At 73.2% G+C, this 16,474-nt stretch carries 9 protein-coding genes and 1 pseudogene; 7 read left to right on the top strand and 3 right to left on the bottom strand.

The genetic code is table 11. The features are described 5' to 3' along the window. Positions 1-939: S41 family peptidase (locus ACW0Q9_RS20565; RefSeq protein WP_456183682.1), on the bottom strand; the 939-nt coding region annotated here is incomplete at its 3' end. A 56-nt stretch (positions 940-995) separates the two neighbouring features. Between ACW0Q9_RS20565 and ACW0Q9_RS20560 the strand changes: the two genes are divergently transcribed. From ACW0Q9_RS20560 to ACW0Q9_RS20545, 4 genes are all read left to right on the top strand, one after another. Continuing rightward, on the top strand, positions 996-1,514 hold the full coding sequence (locus tag ACW0Q9_RS20560; RefSeq protein ID WP_456183680.1) for an ArsR/SmtB family transcription factor: 519 nt from the start codon (positions 996-998) through the stop codon (positions 1,512-1,514). A 134-nt stretch (positions 1,515-1,648) separates the two neighbouring features. Then, positions 1,649-3,928 carry a putative bifunctional diguanylate cyclase/phosphodiesterase gene (locus tag ACW0Q9_RS20555; protein WP_456183678.1) on the top strand — a complete coding sequence of 760 codons (2,280 nt, stop codon included), beginning with the start codon at positions 1,649-1,651 and terminating at the stop codon, positions 3,926-3,928. A 916-nt stretch (positions 3,929-4,844) separates the two neighbouring features. Continuing rightward, positions 4,845-5,603, top strand: coding sequence for a MerR family transcriptional regulator (locus ACW0Q9_RS20550; RefSeq protein ID WP_456183684.1), 759 nt, complete (start codon positions 4,845-4,847; stop codon positions 5,601-5,603). 50 nt (positions 5,604-5,653) lie between these two features. After that, the gene (locus ACW0Q9_RS20545) at positions 5,654-5,938 is read left to right on the top strand and encodes a putative quinol monooxygenase (protein WP_456183676.1); all 285 of its coding nucleotides are present in this window, start codon (positions 5,654-5,656) and stop codon (positions 5,936-5,938) included. A gap of 415 nt (positions 5,939-6,353) precedes the next feature. Here ACW0Q9_RS20545 and ACW0Q9_RS20540 read toward each other — a convergent pair whose 3' ends face one another. Continuing rightward, a complete protein-coding gene (locus tag ACW0Q9_RS20540) occupies positions 6,354-7,871 on the bottom strand; it encodes a GntP family permease (protein WP_456183674.1) in 1,518 nt (505 codons plus the stop codon). Between the two features lie 46 nt (positions 7,872-7,917). Further along, positions 7,918-9,459 (bottom strand): gluconokinase, encoded by a 1,542-nt coding sequence (locus ACW0Q9_RS20535; RefSeq protein WP_456183672.1) that lies wholly within the window; start codon positions 9,457-9,459, stop codon positions 7,918-7,920. A gap of 292 nt (positions 9,460-9,751) precedes the next feature. Here ACW0Q9_RS20535 and ACW0Q9_RS20530 point away from each other — a divergent pair, with 292 nt between their 5' ends. The 3 genes and pseudogenes from ACW0Q9_RS20530 to ACW0Q9_RS20520 form a co-directional block, all read left to right on the top strand. Next, positions 9,752-14,473: a DUF6531 domain-containing protein gene (locus ACW0Q9_RS20530; protein ID WP_456183670.1), complete on the top strand. Its 4,722-nt coding sequence runs from the start codon at positions 9,752-9,754 to the stop codon at positions 14,471-14,473. A gap of 39 nt (positions 14,474-14,512) precedes the next feature. Beyond that, positions 14,513-15,613 carry a hypothetical protein gene (locus tag ACW0Q9_RS20525; protein ID WP_456183668.1) on the top strand — a complete coding sequence of 367 codons (1,101 nt, stop codon included), beginning with the start codon at positions 14,513-14,515 and terminating at the stop codon, positions 15,611-15,613. 150 nt (positions 15,614-15,763) lie between these two features. After that, positions 15,764-16,474, top strand: a pseudogene (locus tag ACW0Q9_RS20520) (hypothetical protein); the annotation flags it as partial.

The raw sequence follows: 16,474 nt of genomic DNA, 5'->3' as shown, positions 1-16,474 counted from the left end.
CAGGGCGTCGCGCGCCTCGGCCGCCGTCGCCCGCTCCGGGTCCGCCGCCAGCAGGGCCTCCAGGGCCCTCCGGTACGCGGCGTCGCGCGCCGCCCCGGCCGGCGTCCCGACGTCGGGGACGACCCCGCAGCCCTCCCAGTTGGTGCCGCTGACCGCGTTCACCGGCCGGGCCACCGGCACGGTCAGCTCCAGGTGCGGGTGCAGCCGGTGCCCGACCCGCGGGTGCGCCCCGCCCCGGCTCCGCTCGCCGACCACGGTGGCCCGGCCGAGCTGCTGGAGGTCGTACGCCAGCTCCTCGCCGCCGGAGAACGTCTCCGGACCGGTCAGCACGAACACCGGCTTGTCGGGCGCGTAGCGGGGGACGGGCAGCCAGGCGGCGCTCCAGTACTGGTGGGTGGTCCCGGCCCGCTCGTGCATGGTGTGCAGGTGGGCGGGCTCGGCGAAGAACCAGCCGCAGACCAGGGCCACCATGTCGGGGCTGCCGCCCCGGTTGCCGCGCAGGTCCAGCAGGAGCGCGTCGGTGCCGGCGAGCAGCCGCAGCGCGGCGACCACGAGGTCCCCGGCGAGCTGCGGCGGGAAGAGATAGGGCGCGATCTCCAGCAGGCCCACGTTGCCGGGCAGCCGTTCCACCCGGGCCACGCCGCCCATGGTGCGCGCGGCGAGCTGGGCGAACTGCTCCTCGGACGGGTCGCCGGCGATGTCGGCCAGCGGCGTCTCGTGGTGCTTGAGCCGCAGGTGCAGGTCGCCGTTGGCCTCCTGCAGGTCGGTGGTGACCCGCGCACCGAGCGCCGCCGCGTCGGCCACGTCGGCGTAGGCCCCGGCGCGGAGGCGGTCGCCGAGGTGGGCGGCGATGCGGCCGGCCACCTCGGGAAAGACGTACTGCTCGGCCACCAGCTTCGCGGCCCGCTCGACGATCTCGGTGATCTCATCCTGATGCATGTCCCGAGTAGAGCAGCCCGGTTGACAAAGCGTCAAGAGAATTAGACGCTTTAGCCGTGAACCACGAGACCGAGCTGGAGGTCCGCGCCCCGGCCCAGTTCAAGGCGCTGGCCCACCCGTTCCGGCACCGGCTGCTCTTCGCGCTCGGGTCCGGGCCGGCCACGATCAGCCAGCTCGCCACCGGGCTCGGCGCGGCCAAGGGCACCGTGGCCCACCACCTCAAGGTGCTCACCGAGGCCGGCATGGTCCGCACCGCGCACACCCGCCAGGTCCGCGGCGGCACCGAGCAGTACCACGAGCGCGCCTTCCGCCGCCTGGTCGGCGAGACCGGCGACGCCGGCGCCACCAGCGCGCTGTTCGGCGCGGTCGCCGAGGAACTGGCCGGCGACCCCGACCCGCTGCTGCACCTGCGCCACCTGCGGCTCACCCCGGCCCAGGCCGAGCGGCTCCGGTCCACCCTGGACGCGCTGGTCGGCGAGGCCGAGGAGGCCGGCCCGGACCAGCCCCGGTACGGCGTCCTGGTCTCCCTCTACCGCCGCCGCGACCCGGAGGACCCCGGCCCGTCGGGACGGTGACCGACCCCGATCGGCTCTGGCGGCGGCACCGGGGGCTGACTAGGCTTGCGCCGTTCGCCGTCCGCAACGGTCCTCATCGTCGAGGGTGCGCGTCTGGGAGAGAGCCGGAGCGAATCGTTGTATCGCAGCAGGACGTGAGCCTCGCCGCCGTGGCGCCGGCCCGTCGCCCGCTCTCCGGCCGTGTCGGGCTCGTCGCGGCCGCCCTCGTCGTACTCGGGGAAGCGGTCTGGCTGGTCACCGGCCTGCCGGGCGGGGCCCTGGTCAGCGACCTCGGCGCGGTGGCGGTGTCGAGCTGGGCGGCGGTGGCCTGCACGGGCGTGGCCCGCCGGCACCCGGTCGCGCTGCGCCGGTTCTGGGCGTTGCTCGCGGCCACGATGATCCTCTCGGCGCTCGGCCGGACGGTGTGGACGGTCGAGCGGCTCGGCGGGCACGCACTGCCGCACACCGCGCTGGTCGGTGGGTTGTTCACCGCCGGCATCGTCACCGGCACCGCCGCGCTGCTCTGCTCCCTGGCCGCCCCGCGCAGCCTGGTCGGGCAGGCCCGCACCCTCCTCGACGGGGTGATCGTCGGGCTGGCCCTCATCCCGATCGGCTGGGTGGTGGTGTTCCGCGACCTCGCCGACGCCGACCTGGCCGATCCGCTGCGCACCGCCGGGCTGCTCTACCCGATGCTCGACCTGATGCAGCTCACCATCCTGGTGGCGGTCGCCGGACCGGCCCGTCCCATGTGGCGGGCGCTCACCATGATCGGGGTGGGCCTGGCCACGCGGGCCGCCGCCGACACCGTCTACGTCTCCCTCGTCGCGCACGGCGGCTACGCCCCCGGCCACCCGATCGACGTCTGCTGGCCGCTGAGCTACCTGCTGGTGGGCCTCGCCACCCGGTACCCTCCGCCGCCCGCCTGCGCGGGGGAGGAGGAGACCGGCGAGTCGCCGCTGCCGCCGTGGTGGCGGGTGGCCCTGCCCTACCTGCCGGTCGGCGGGGCGATCGTCGCCGTGGTGCTCGCCCGGCGGCCCACCGGGCAGACCCCGCACCTGGTCTTCATCGGCATGATGGCGCTGCTCGGGGTGCTCGCGCTGCGCCAGGGGCTGGCCGCCAACGAGAACCTGCGGCTGGTCGCCCGGCTGCGCCGGCTCGCCTACTCCGACCAGCTCACCGGCCTGCCCAACCGGCTGACCTTCACCCGGCGACTGCGCCGGGCCCTGCGCGACGGCGGCCCGGTCGCCGTGCTGCTCCTCGACCTCGACGGGTTCAAGCAGGTCAACGACCGCTTCGGGCACGCGGCCGGTGACCGGTTGCTGGGCACCATCGCGGAGCGGATGCGGGACGCCACCGGCCCTGACGGGATGATCGCGCGGCTCGGCGGCGACGAGTTCGCCGTGCTGGTCGCCGGGGACCGGCCGGTGCCGCCCGAGCGGCTCGCCGTCCGGCTGCTCGCCGCCCTCGAACCGCTGCCCGGCGAGGAGGACCTGGGCGTGCACCCGTCGGCCAGCATCGGCATCGCCGAGTACGGCCCGCAGCACGCCTCCCACACCGACCTGCTCCGCGACGCCGACATCGCGATGTACGCGGCGAAGGCGGCCGGCAAGTCCGCGTACCGGACCTGCACGCCGCAGCTGCGGGAGTCGGCGGTGACCCGGGCCGAGCTGATCGCCGACCTGCGCCGTGCCGTCGACGAGGGCCAGCTGCGCATGGAGTTCCAGCCCATCGTCGACCTGGCCACCGGCGCCGTACGCAGCGCCGAGGCGCTGGTCCGCTGGCGGCACCCCCGGCTCGGGGTGCTCACCCCGGCGCGCTTCCTGCCGCTGGCCGAGGAGACCGGCCTGATCCTGGCGATCGACCGGTGGGTGATCCACGAGGCGTGCCGGGCCGCGGCCACCTGGCGGGAGCGCGCGCCCGAGGTGACCGTGGCCGTCAACATCGCCGCCGCCCACCTGCGCCGGCCCGACCTGATCGCCACGGTCACCGGGGCGGTCGGCGCGGCGGGCCTGCCGCCCCGCGCGCTCACCCTGGAACTCACCGAGTCGGCGCTGATCGAGGGGAGCGAGGCGGTGCTCGACCGGCTGGCCCAGCTCCGCGAACTCGGGGTCCGCATCGCCATCGACGACTTCGGCACCGGCTACTCCTCGCTGAGCTACCTGCACCGGATCCCGGCCACCGAGCTGAAGATCGACCGGTCCTTCGTGTCCCGCCTCGGCGCCGACGACGCGCGGGCGTACGCCACGGTGGAGATGGTCACCCGGCTGGCCGGCGCGTTCGACCTGGCCGTGGTGGCCGAAGGGGTGGAGACCGGCGGCCAGCACGCGGCGGTGACCGCGATCGGTTGCCTGCACGGTCAGGGCTGGCGCTACGGCCGCCCGGTCGCCCTGTCCGAGCTGCTCGACGCGCTCACCCCGGTCGACGCGGCCCGCTGACCGGCCCGGCCGGCGCAGGGTCGAAGGTCCCGGGCAGGACAGGGGGTTCGGCCCTGCTGGCGGCGCCCCGTCCACCGCCACGATGGTCTGGCAGCCAACGGAGAAACCATCCACACAGGAGCCAGACATGAAGCGACGGACGCTCGACCTGTTGTTCAGCATCGGTGGGCTGGGCCTCGCGGTCCTGCTGCTCGTCGTCGGCGTCGTCCTGACGACGAACGCCAACTTCGCCAACCGCTACGTGCACGACCAGCTCGCCGCCCAGCACATCAGCTTCACGCCGGCCGACAAGCTGGGCGACGAGGAGAAGAAGTCGGACTGCCTGCGCGAGTACGCCGGCCAGCCGCTCACCACCGGCAAGCAGGCCGAGTGCTACGCCAACGAGTACATCGGCCTGCACCTGCGGTCGATCGGCGGCGGCAGGACGTACGCCGACCTGGGCGAGCCGCAGACCGCCCTGCGCGAGCAGGTGGCCCAGGCCCAGCAGACCAACGCCGCCAACCTGGCCGACCTGCAGAAGCAGCTCGCCGACGTCACCGCCCAGCGGGAGACCGTGTTCAAGGGCGAGACGCTGCGCGGCCTGCTGCTTACCTCGTACGGCTTCAGCGAGTTCGGCCGCAAGGCCGAGCAGGGCGCCCTGGCCCTGTACCTCGGCGCGGCACTGCTCCTGCTGCTCTCGGTCGCCGGCCTGGTGCACGCTTCCGGACCCCGGCCAGCGAGGCGTTCGCCGCCCCCGAGAAGGAGCGGGTCAGCGCCTGACCACCCGCTCCCCGATCGCCCCCGGCCTCCCGCACCCCCTCGGGAGGCCGGGGGCGATCGCCGTTTCGTGCGCCGGCCGGGTGACGCGGGCCGCAGAATCGGGCTTGACCCTCACGCAACGGGAGGCGGGAGCCTTGGTCGCGGAAGGGAGGGAACCATGGCGTACACGGTGGGTCAGGTGGCGCGGGCGGCCCGGGTGACGGTCCGGACGCTGCACCACTACGACGAGATCGGGCTGCTCTCGCCGAGCGGCCGCACCGCGGCGGGCTACCGCCGCTACGACGACGCGGACCTGGAACGGTTGCAGCTGATCCGGGCCTACCGGGAGCTGGGGTTCCCGTTGGAGGAGATCGCCGAGATCCTCGACGACCCGGGCGGCGACCCGTTGCCGCACCTGCGCCGGCAGCACGAGCTGTTGACCGGACGGATCGGGAAGCTGCGCGACATGGTCGCGGCGATCGAACTCGCGATGGAGGCGAGAAAGTTGGACATTCAGCTCACCCCGGAGGAGCGCTTCGAGGTGTTCGGGGACTTCGACCCGGACGAGCACGCCGAGGAGGCCGAGCGCCGCTGGGGCGGCACCGACGCCTACCGGCAGTCGACCGAGCGGGCCGCCCGGTACTCGAAGGAGGACTGGCTGCGCAACAAGGCCGAGAACGAGGAGTGGGGCCGGCGGATCACCGCACTGATGGAGTCGGGCGCCGCGGCGGACTCGCCGGAGGCGATGGCGCTGGCCGAGGAGCACCGGCAGCTCATCAGCCGGTGGTTCTACGACTGCTCGTACGAGATCCACACCGGGCTCGCGGACATGTACCTGGCCGACCCGCGGTTCACCGCGTACTACGAGAACATCCGGCCGGGGCTGGCCGCGTACCTGAACGAGGCGATCCACGCCAACGCGATCAGCCGGGCCTGATCCGGCCCGGGTGCCAGGATGGGCCGGACGGCTCACCCTCGGGAGGTCACGTGTTCATCGTCGCCGGCACCCTCTACGTCGACCCGGCCCAGCGGGACGCCTACCTGGCCTCCTGCGTGGAGGTCGTCCGGGCGGCCCGCTCGGCGCCGGGTTGCGTGGACTTCTCGGTCAGCGCGGACCTGGTCGAGCCGGGCCGGATCAACGTCTACGAGCGGTGGGAGACCGACGAGCAGCTGCTCGACTTCCGCGGCTCCGGCCCGGACGGGGAGCAGGCGGCGATGATCCTCGGCGCGGAGGTGCACCGGTTCCGCATCTCCGGCGTCGAGGCCCCGTGACCGATCAGCCTCGCCGGAGCGGCACGGGAGTCGTGGCGCCCTGCCCAGACCGGCGTGATCGCGTCTTACCCGGCGGTGATCCGGAATGTGCCCGGCGTGGCAGGTCCGGCGGTCGATGTCGCCGGCCTTTCGAGCTGAGTCGTCCGCGACATCGTCCGGTGGGCGGGTCGCGACGCGGTCGCCGTGCCGAGATCTTGGACAGTTGCCGTTCCGCTCGAACGGCAAGTGTCCAAGATCGGCATGCGGCGACCGAGCAGGACGCCCGTCCACGCCATCGAGTTCGTAGCCGCTCACCGGCACGCCCCGGGCGGCCACGGCCGCCGCCCGCAGGCGCCGGCCTGCCGAGTCGTTCCCGACGTCAGCTCGAAAGGCACTGACGAGCGGGCACCCGACCAGCCCGCCCGACACGCGCCCCCTACAACACCAGGTCGAGCAGGAGGACGCCGGCGAAGCCGACCACCGAGATGATCGTCTCCATCACCGACCAGCTCTTGATGGTCTGCCCGACGGTCAACCCGAAGTACTCCTTGACCAGCCAGAAGCCGGCGTCGTTGACGTGCGAGAAGAACAGCGAGCCGCAACCGATGGCCAGCGCCAGCAGCGCCACCTCGGGGCCCTGGAGCGTCGTCGCGAGCGGCGAGACGATACCGGCCGCGGTGATGGTGGCGACGGTGGCCGAGCCGGTGGCCACCCGGATGCCGACGGCGACCAGCCAGCCCAGCAGCAGCGGGGAGATGTTCGCGCCCTCGGCGGCGTCGGCGACCAGGTTGCCCACGCCCGCGTCGACCAGCACCTGCTTGAAGCCGCCGCCGGCGGCGACGATGAGCAGGATGCCGGCGATCGCCGGCAGTGAGCCGCCCAGGAAGCCGGAGACCTGGCTGCGGCTGAAGCCGGTGCCGTAGCCCAGGAAGACCATCGCGAAGATGACGCCGGCCAGCAGCGCGACGATCGGGGTGCCGACGATGTCCAGCGCCTGGCGGCCGGCGGTGTCCTCGGCCAGGGTCAGCTCGCCGATCGCCCGCAGCAGCATCAGCACCACGGGCAGCAGCACCGTGACCACGGCGGCCCAGAGCGCCGGCTCGCGGCGTGCGCGCGGCCCCACCGGCTCGTCGATCGGCGCGCCGGGGCGGCCGGCGCCCGGGTTGAGCAGGTCGTCCTCGGTGACCAGGTCGCCGTCGGCGTCGAGCCGGCCCTCACCGGGGCGGGTCGGTCGCCGGTCCTCGCCGGCAGCGAGCGGCCGCCGGGTGGGCAGCAGCGCCTCCGGGGCGGTGGCCGGCACGTAGCGGGCGATGAAGTTGCCGAAGACCGGACCCGCGATGATCACGGTGGGGATCGCCACCAGCAGGCCCAGGGCCAGGGTCTGGCCGAGGTTGGCGCCGAGGGCGTCGATCGCCACCAGCGGGCCGGGGTGCGGCGGCACGAGGCCGTGCAGCACCGACAGGCCGGCCAGCGCCGGGATGCCGATCTTCATCAGCGGCACGTCGACCCGGCGGGAGACCAGCAGCACGATCGGCACCAGCAGCACCACGCCGACCTCGAAGAAGAGCGGGAGCCCGATCAGCGCGGCCACGCCGGCCATGGCCCAGGGCAACGCGCCGCCGGAGACCCGGCCGACCACCCGTTCCACGATGCTGTCGGCGCCCCCGGACTCGGCGAGCAGACCGCCGATCATCGCGCCGAGCGCGATCAGCAGGCCGACGCCACCGACGGTCGAGCCGACCCCGCCGCTGAACGAGGTGACGATCTTGTCGGCGCTGACCCCGGCGACCACGCCGAGCACGGCCGCGCCGAGGATCAGCGCCAGGAACGGGTGCACCTTGCCCCAGGCGATGAGCACCACCACCGCGGCGATGCCGAGCAGGGCGGCGACGACGAGCTGGGTGTCACCGGCGTTCGTGAGAGGTTCCGCCGGTGCGGCGAGCAGTGTGACCACGGCAATCACGACCTTCGCTAGTCGTCCGTGCCTCCGGTACGGGCGATCACTGGGGTGGAGCGGTGGGGGGTGGCTCCGGCGGCAGGCTCGGCGCCAGCCGCCGCAGGGACGCGAACGTCGGGACGAGCGCGTCGTACAGCTCGGAGAAGAGCGGCAGCAGGGCCGCGTACGTGGCGGCGGAGGCGGGGTCCGGGCGGACCGTCTCCTCGATGCGGACCAGGTCGGCGGCGACCTCGATCGACTCGATCAGGCCGAGCGCCTGCATGCCGAGCAGGGCGGCGCCGAAGCTGGAGCCCTCGTGGCCGGCCGGGAAGCGCACCGGCATGCCGAGCGCGTCGGCGAGGATCTGCCGCCACAGCGGGCTGCGGGCGAAGCCGCCGCTGGCGCGGACCTCGCGTACCTCGTTGCCGGCGGCCCGGACCGAGGCGAGGACCAGGGCGAGCTGCTGGCAGACCCCCTCCAGCGCGGCCCGGACCAGGTGCGCCCGGCCGTGCCCGTGGGTCAGCCCGACGTACGCGCCGCGGGGCAGCGCGCTCCAGTGCGGCGCCCGCTCGCTGAGCAGGTACGGCAGCATGATCAGCCCGCCGGAGCCGACCGGCGCCCGGGCGGCCAGGTCGAGCAGCTCCTCCTCGGCGTGCTCGCCCAGCTCGGGGGCGAGCGCCTCGTTGGCCCACTGGAGGACGATCCCGCCGTTGTTGATCGCCCCGCCGACCACCCAGCGGTGCTCGGTCAGGGCGTAGCAGAAGACGCCGCCGAGCGGGTCGACCCCGGGGCGTTCCACCATCACCCGCATCGCCCCGCTGGTGCCGATCGAACACGCCACCTCACCGGGATGCACCGCGCCCAGCCCCAGGTTCGCCAGCGGCCCGTCACCGGCGCCCACCACGACCGGGGTGCCCGCGGGCAGGCCGGTGGCCCGGGCCGCCTCGGCGGCCAGCCCGGGCAGCAGGTGGGTGGTGGGGACGAGCTGCGGGAGCTGCTCCTCGGTGATCCCGGCGATGCCGAGCGCCTCGGCGTCCCAGACCAGCCGGTGGATGTCCATCAGCCCGGTGGCGGAGGCGACCGAGTGGTCGATGACCAGCGCCTCGGCCAGCCGCAGCAGCACGTACTCCTTGATACCCACCCAGTGGGCGACCCGCTCGAACAGCTTCGGTTGCTGCTCGGCGAACCAGACCAGCTTGGGCAGCGGCGCCATCGGGTGCACCGGGGTGCCGGTGCGCCGGTGGATGGCCAGCCCGGAGGGGGTGGCGCGCATCCGTTCGGCCTGCGCGCTGGCCCGGGAGTCGGCCCAGGTGACCGAGGGGGTGAGCGGGGTGCCGTCGGCGTCCAGCCCGATCAGGCTGTGCATCGCGGTGCTGAACGACAGGCCGGCGATCGGCCGGTGCAGCTCCTCGGCCACCGCCCGGATCGACCCCACCACGGCGTCGAAGATGCGTGCCGGGTCCTGCTCGGCGTAACCGGGGTGCGGCTCCTCCAGGGGATAGCGGATCGAGTGGGTGGCGAGCTGCCGGCCGCCGGTGTCGTACGCGACCGCCTTGGTGCTGGTGGTGCCGATGTCCACCCCCACCACGACGGTCGGCTCGCCCACCGGCCCACCTCCTCGGCGTCGACGGCGTACCCCCTTGCGGCTCACGTTACCGAGGGGCTGATCCCGGCGCATGGCGAAGTGGGGCAAGGTTCGTCGTCGCTGGCGGCCGATTCGCGAAAAGCGTTCCGGCGGCGGTGGACGTTACACGACGGGCATGTGATTTTCCGCTCATCCAAAGGTTCCCGCAGGTCCCGACCTTACATCGAAATGTATAAATGCAGCGGGTCAGTAGGACAGTGACGCAGGACAATACCGTTCCCTCGATCGATCTACATCGAAACGGGGGTTGGCGATGAGAGACAGCACAAGAATCGGCCGGTGGCGGCTGCCCGCTCTGGCGGCGGCCACGGCGGTCACGCTGGTGGCATCCGGGTCGCCGGCGTTCGCCTCCGAGGGTGACTACGTCACCCGGTCGTCGGAGGAACTGTTCGGACAGCATTCGGGCTACGGCTTCACCGGCCAGGGCGTGAACACCGCCACCGGCAACTTCACCCACGCCGCGGTCGACCTGGGTTTCTCCGTCGGGCTGCTGAGCTGGGCGCGGAGCTACAACTCGCTGAACCCGCAGGACGGGCCGTTCGGCAAGGGCTGGACCACCACCCTGACCACCCACCTCGTGGTCGGTGACGACGGCGCGGTCGCCTTCCACGACGCGGACGGCCGGGTGCTGACCTTCGCGCCCGGCGACGCCGGCGGCTACCAGCGCCCGCAGGACATCGAGGCCGAGCTCACCCGGGCCGACGACGGCACCTTCACCCTGCGGTACCGGGCCGGCGCGGCGATCACGTTCGACGCATCCGGTCGTGCCACCAGCCTCGTCGGCGAGGGGGAGCGGGTAAGCCTCAGCTACGACGACGCCGGCCGGCTGAGCCGGGCCGCGCACTCGGCCGGCGCCGCCCTCACCTTCGGCTACGACGCATCCGGCCGCGTCGCCCGGGCGGAAGCCGGTGACGGGCGGGTGGTCACCTACGCGTACACCGACGGCGCGCTCTCTGCGGTGACCGCGCCGGGCGGCGCGGTCACCCGCTACACCAGCACCGGTGGGGGTCTGCTGGCCACCATCGTGGACCCGGAGGGTCGCACCGTCATCGAGAACACCTACGACTCCGACGGTCGGGTCGTGCGCCAGGCGTTCGCGTCGGGTGGCGCGGAGGACGTCGCCTACGACGAGGTCACCGGGGTGACCACGGCCACCCTGCAGCCGGGCGGGGCCACGGCGACCTACCGGCACGACCGCGCCGGCCGGCTGGTCGGCGCCACGGACCCGGCCGGCAAGTCGATCAGCCAGACGTTCGACTCCAACGGGCGCCTCGTCGGGAGCAGCGCCCGAGGCGGAACCGTGACGACCTTCGCCTACGACGCCCACGGCAACCTCACCCGCCGGGCCGTCGGCACCGCCGCCAGCGCCTACGGGTACGACGCGCAGGACCGCGTGACCAGCGTGACCGACCCCGCCGGCGGCGTCACCCGCTACGCCTACACCGGCGACAGCCGGGTCGCATCGACCGTGACCGACGCCGCCGAGCGGGTCACCCGCCGCACCGTTGTGGACGGGCTGGTGACGGAGTTCGTCGACCCGGCGGGCGCGAAAACCGTCTACGGCTACGACGCGGGTCGGCGGCTGGTCAGCATCACCGACCCGACCAACCGGAAGCTCACCTACGGCTACGACGCGGCCGGCCGACGTACCTCCGTGACGAGCCCGTCCGGGAAGGTCCAGCAGTACGGGTACGACGACGCCGGTCGGCTGTCCAGCAGCACCGACGCCGCCGGGGCGATCACCCGCTACCGCTACACCGCCTCGGGTCTGCTGCTGGCCACCGTCGCCCCGAGCGGCGCGACGACCACCAACGGCTACGACAGCTCGGGTCGGCTGACCACGGTCACCGATCCGCTCGGCCGTGCCGTCACCTACGGCTACGGTGGCGACGGGCAGGTCAGCACGGTCACCGACGCGCTCGGCGGGATCAGCCGGTACACGTACGACGGGCTCGGTCGGACCAGCACGATCACCGATCCCAACGGCACGGTGGTGCGGTACACCTACGACTCCGACGGGCGACCGACGGAGGTCGTCGACGGCACCGGGTCCGAGGTCACCGGCTACGACGAGCGGGGCAACGTGACCAGCATGACCGACGCGGCGGGCAACGTCACTCGCTACGGCTACGACCTGCTGGACCGGCGGACCTCGACGGTGGACGCGGCCGAGGCGGAGACCAGCACCAGTTACGACCCGACCGGTCGCGTCGTGTCCACGAAGGACGCGATGGGCGCGATCACCAAATACGAGTACGACGGCGCCGGCCGACTGGTCGCCATCATCGACCCGCTCGGCAACGCCATCCGCTACGAGTACGACGCCGCGGGGCGGATGGTGAAGAAGATCCTGCCCACAGGCGGTGTCTTCGTGTACGCCTACGACGCCGACGGCCGCAAGACCTCCGAGACCACGCCCGCGGGCCTGGTGACCCGCTACGAGTACGCCACCGGCAACCAGCCGGTCCGGGTCATCGACCCGCGTGGCGGCATCACCCGGCACGAGTACGACGCGCAGGGCCGGGAGACGAAGCGGACCAGCCCCGGCGGTGGGGTGCGCACCATGGAGTACGACGCCGCCGGGCAGCTCACGGCGGTCACCGATCCCAACGGCGGTGTCACCCGCTACACGTACGACAAGGCCGGCAACCTGGTCACCATGACCGACGCCAAGAAGGCGGTCACCCGCTACACGTACGACGCCGGCGGCCGGCAGACCGAGGTCACCGACCCGCTCGGGCGGGTCACGAAGCAGACCTGGGACGCTGCCGGCAACCGCACCTCGCTCACCGACCCCTCGGGACGCACGCTGCGGATGGAGTACGACAAGCGTGGCCGGTTGACCAAGCGGACCGCGGCGGACGGGGCGACGGTGTCGTTCGACTACGACGCCGTCGGCCGCCGGACCAGCATGACCGACAACGCCGGCACCACCCGCTACACGTACGACAAGGTGGGCCGCCTGCTCACCACCACCCGACCCGACGATTCGGTGGTGTCCGCCAAGTACGACGCGGCGGGACGGCGCACCTCCCTGACCTACCCGGACGGGCAGACGGTCTCCTACGGCTACAACGCCAACGGCTGGCTGACCGGCCTGTCGGACCCGCGGGCCGGGGACGTGTCGTACCAGCTCGACGCGGACGGGCGGCCGGTGGCCGAGAAGCTGCCGGACTCGTGGTCGCGCACCTACCGCTACGACGGCGGGCTGCTGGCCGGCTACACCGAGGTCCGCAACGGGGCCCCGGCCTTCGACACCACGCTCAACCGGGACGCCGACGGCCGGGTCGTGCAGCACATCGAGCCCACACCCGGCAAGCGGGCCAACTACACCTACGACGCGGCGGGACAGCTGCTGTCGGCCACCGGCGAGCCGAGTGGCACGATCTCGTCCACCTACGACGCGGTGGGCAACCGCACCAGCATCACCCGGGGCGGCGTGACCACCCAGCTCACCTACGACGCCGCCGACCAGCTCACCGCAGCCGACACCGGCGACAAGCACGTCGCCTACCGCTACGACGGGGCCGGGCGGCTGCTGGAGCGCAACGACCCGAACGACCTGCTCACCATCGCCTACGACTCGTTCGGCCTGCCGAAGTCGTTCACCGAGTCCGGCGGCAGCGTCACCCAGACCAACGCGGTCGGCTACGACGGCGACGGCCTTCCGACGCAGGTGGCCACCACCCGCCAGCCGAAGGACAACCCGCCGCAGACCAGCACGGTCTCCTACCGGTGGAGCGGAGGCGACGGGCTGCTGCCGCAGCTGCTCACCCAGTCGGGTGAGGGCGCCGCGAACTTCGTGTACGGCTACGGCCGGGTGTTCGCCGACACCGCGAGCGGTTCGGCGACCTTCGCCCGGGACGCCTACGGGTCGACGATCCGTACCTCGGCGACCGACCAGTGGGCACAGGGTCAGAGCTACGACGTGTTCGGCGCCCCGATCACCGCGGGCCTGCCGAACCTGTCGAACCCGGCGTTCGGCTACCGGGGTGAGCTGGCCTACCGCGGTGAGACCGGCATCGGGTCCCTGGTGCACCTGCGGGCCCGGGTCTACGACGCCAGCGTCGGCCGGTTCACCAGCCGGGACCCGCTGACCACCATGGTCGGCCAGACCGACACCACCAGCCCGTACGCCTACGCCAACAACGGCCCGCTGGACTTCGCCGACCCGAGCGGCCAGGTCTCCATCTGGGCCGGGTTCGGTTCCGTCTTCAACGCGGTGCTGCAGGCGCTCGGGGAGAACTGCCCGCCGCCCAACGACTCGATCCAGGCGCACAACAAGTGCTTCCAGGGCCACATGCTCAGCACCCGGGGCAACATCGAGCAGGACTGTCTGGACGCCCGGCAGCACTGCCTGAACATGCTGTGGAACAAGGAGCCCCGGGCCGAGCGGGAGAAGGCGGCGCAGGCGTTCACCATCAACGAGCTGAACAAGCGCCGGGAGGGCTTCTTCCAGCGGTTGTGGGACGACCAGTTCGGCTTCGGCACGACGGTCAGCTACAACGTCGACTGGGAGGTCAAGCCACCGCGGGTCAACGACGACTACCCGCCGCTGTTCGCGCCGTACTTCGACGGCGACCGCCTGAAGGTCGACATCGCGACCGACGAGACAAACATCTTCGAGGTCAAGGACTACGCCAACCGGAGCCAGGTGGAACCGCAGCTCAACGGCTACATCTTCGCGGCCATCTACCACTACCAGGTGACCTTCGTGAAGGGCACCGAGCTGCAGGGCTGGGCGAACTCCTTCCTGGTCCAGGAGAGCTTCTGGGACGACATCTTCGGTGGCGACGAGGTCGTTGTCTGGGGGGACCTGCCCGGGCACGTCTACTTCGCCAAGGAGGACAAGGCCCCGGTGGCCGCCCGGACCAGGGCACAGCGCAACCGCGACATGGAGGATGAGGCCCACAACACGTGCAGCCTCTGCATCCCGATCATCCCGATCATCCCGCGCGTGCCCGTGGTGCCGTGACCACCGGGTAAGACAAAACGCAAGACAAAGGAGTACGTGATGGCCGTCGTCGTCCTGCCCGAGGTGCACCGGGAGCTGCGCGTGTCGCAGAGCCTGCTGCTCGAGGTGCGGTCCGGCGACGGCCAGCTCCCGGCCGCGACGGCCGCGTTCCGGGACACCCTGCTACGGCTTGAGGTGCCGGGGGCCGAGGGGGAGACGGAACGGGTCGCCTTCCTCCCGCCGCCGGTGCCCCTGCCGGGCCGGCACCTCCTCGCGGTGGACTTCGGTTCGCTGCCGGACGAGCAGGTGCTCGGCGTACCCGATCTGCTCGTCGCCGAGCTGCGCCACGCCGGGGTGGGTGACGCCGAGGTCGGCCTGGCCCATCCCGGCGACCTGGACCTCCGTCCCGGGCTCACCCCTGCCGTCCGGGCCTACCTGCGGGGCCCGCTGGCGGCGCCGTTCGGTGACCTGCCGGCCGGACCGCCGCTGGCGTTGCTCGACGTGGCTGCCGGCTGGGTCACCGGGCGCGGCGTCGGCCAGCTGAGCCTGGTGGTGTTCGGGGTGGAGACCGCCGTCCCGGCCGGGACGGCCCCGGGGGCGGCCCGCACCGCGCTGGCCACCCCCGGCCAGGCCACCACGGTGACCCTGGTCGCCGACGACGGTCCGGTGGCGGCGGCGACCGTCGGGGCGTCCCTGCGTGACGCGGCGCCGGCAGCGGCGCTCACCCTGGCGCCCGCCGGCGCGGAAGGCATGCACGAGCTGCGGGAGCTGCTGAGGGCGCACGCCGACACGGTCGTCTGGGCCGGGGTGACGGTCGAGCCCGACGCCGCTCGGCTGCTCGACCACGGCTGGTCCCCGCGTAACGGGCCGGGCCAGGCGCCGCCGCCCGACGTGGCGGCGCTCGCCGACCTGCTGGTGCCGGAGCCCATGTGGTACCAGATCCTCTCGCCCGGCCACCTGGAGCGCCTCGGCGGCCCGCCGCCCGGGGCGGTGCCGCTGCCCGCGGGCCGGGTCGAGCTGACCATCGGTGAGCCGGAGCAGTGGCTGCCCGGGCATCCGGACGCCGCCGCGGTCCGCCGCCGGGCGCGCGACCTGCTGGCCGCCTGCCTGGTCGACCAGGGCCGGGCGGTCGGCATGATGGCGGACCGCATCCGCCGCTAGGCGGGGAACCGACGCACCCGCCTCCGCCGATGGTGTGGGTCAATCACCCGATCGGTTGGATTTGCAACTTGCGCGTGTCTTGCCACCCCTGCGCCGCAGTTGACATGAATGACACCCCGATTGGTGGGCTCGCGCGGCGGAGGAGTCGGCGTGGCGATGACTGATTCGACGGGTTCCACATGGCGCTACCGGTGGGCGTACCGGCAGAACGACCGGCGGCAGCGCGCCTTCCGCGCGGCCGACGAGGCGTGGCGACGCCGCGACGACGAGCTGCGCCGGCTGCGTACCCTCGCCGGGTCCTTCCACGGCTCGACCGAGGCCGGCGCCGGCCTGCCCATCGAGCTGGCCCCCGGCGAGGTGGTCTTCTGGACGTTGCCGGCCGCGCAACTGGTCGAGGTGCGGCACACCGCCGTGCTGCCGGCCCCCGAGCTGACCGTCGACCCGGAACCGCCGGCGCTGCGCCCGCGCCGCCCCGAAGGGGTGAAGGTCGTCGACGCCGGGCTCGCCGTGCTCACCAACCGGCGCCTGGTCCTGCTCGGCGGGCGGGGCCGGCGCGACTGGACGTACGGGCGGATGACCGGCCTGTCCCACGACCCAGCGGCGCCCGTCACGCTGATCCAGGTCCTCGACCGGCGGCGTACCTCCGGTCTGCTGCTGCCCACCGGCGCGGTGGCCGACTTCCGGTTCAAGCTGACCCTGGCCTTCGCCGACGCCATCGAGCAGCGCGCCGCGGTGGTCGCCCAGCTCGACGAGCTGATCGCGGAGCACGAGGCGGAGCGACCGGTCCGGCCGGCCGTGCTCACCCCGGCCCAGGCCCGCATCTCCGCGCTGCTCCCCGGCGGCCGGCGGACGGTCGCGGTC

This window comes from Micromonospora sp. I033 (assembly GCF_053890995.1).
Note: the sequence above shows the minus strand (reverse complement) of the source record. Positions and strands in the feature narration are given on the sequence as shown.

Coding starts and splice junctions, on each gene's coding strand:
- ACW0Q9_RS20530 (WP_456183670.1), top strand. CDS start 9,752: ATGAGAGACAGCACAAGAATCGGCCGGTGGCGGCTGCCCGCTCTGGCG.
- ACW0Q9_RS20550 (WP_456183684.1), top strand. CDS start 4,845: ATGGCGTACACGGTGGGTCAGGTGGCGCGGGCGGCCCGGGTGACGGTC.
- ACW0Q9_RS20525 (WP_456183668.1), top strand. CDS start 14,513: ATGGCCGTCGTCGTCCTGCCCGAGGTGCACCGGGAGCTGCGCGTGTCG.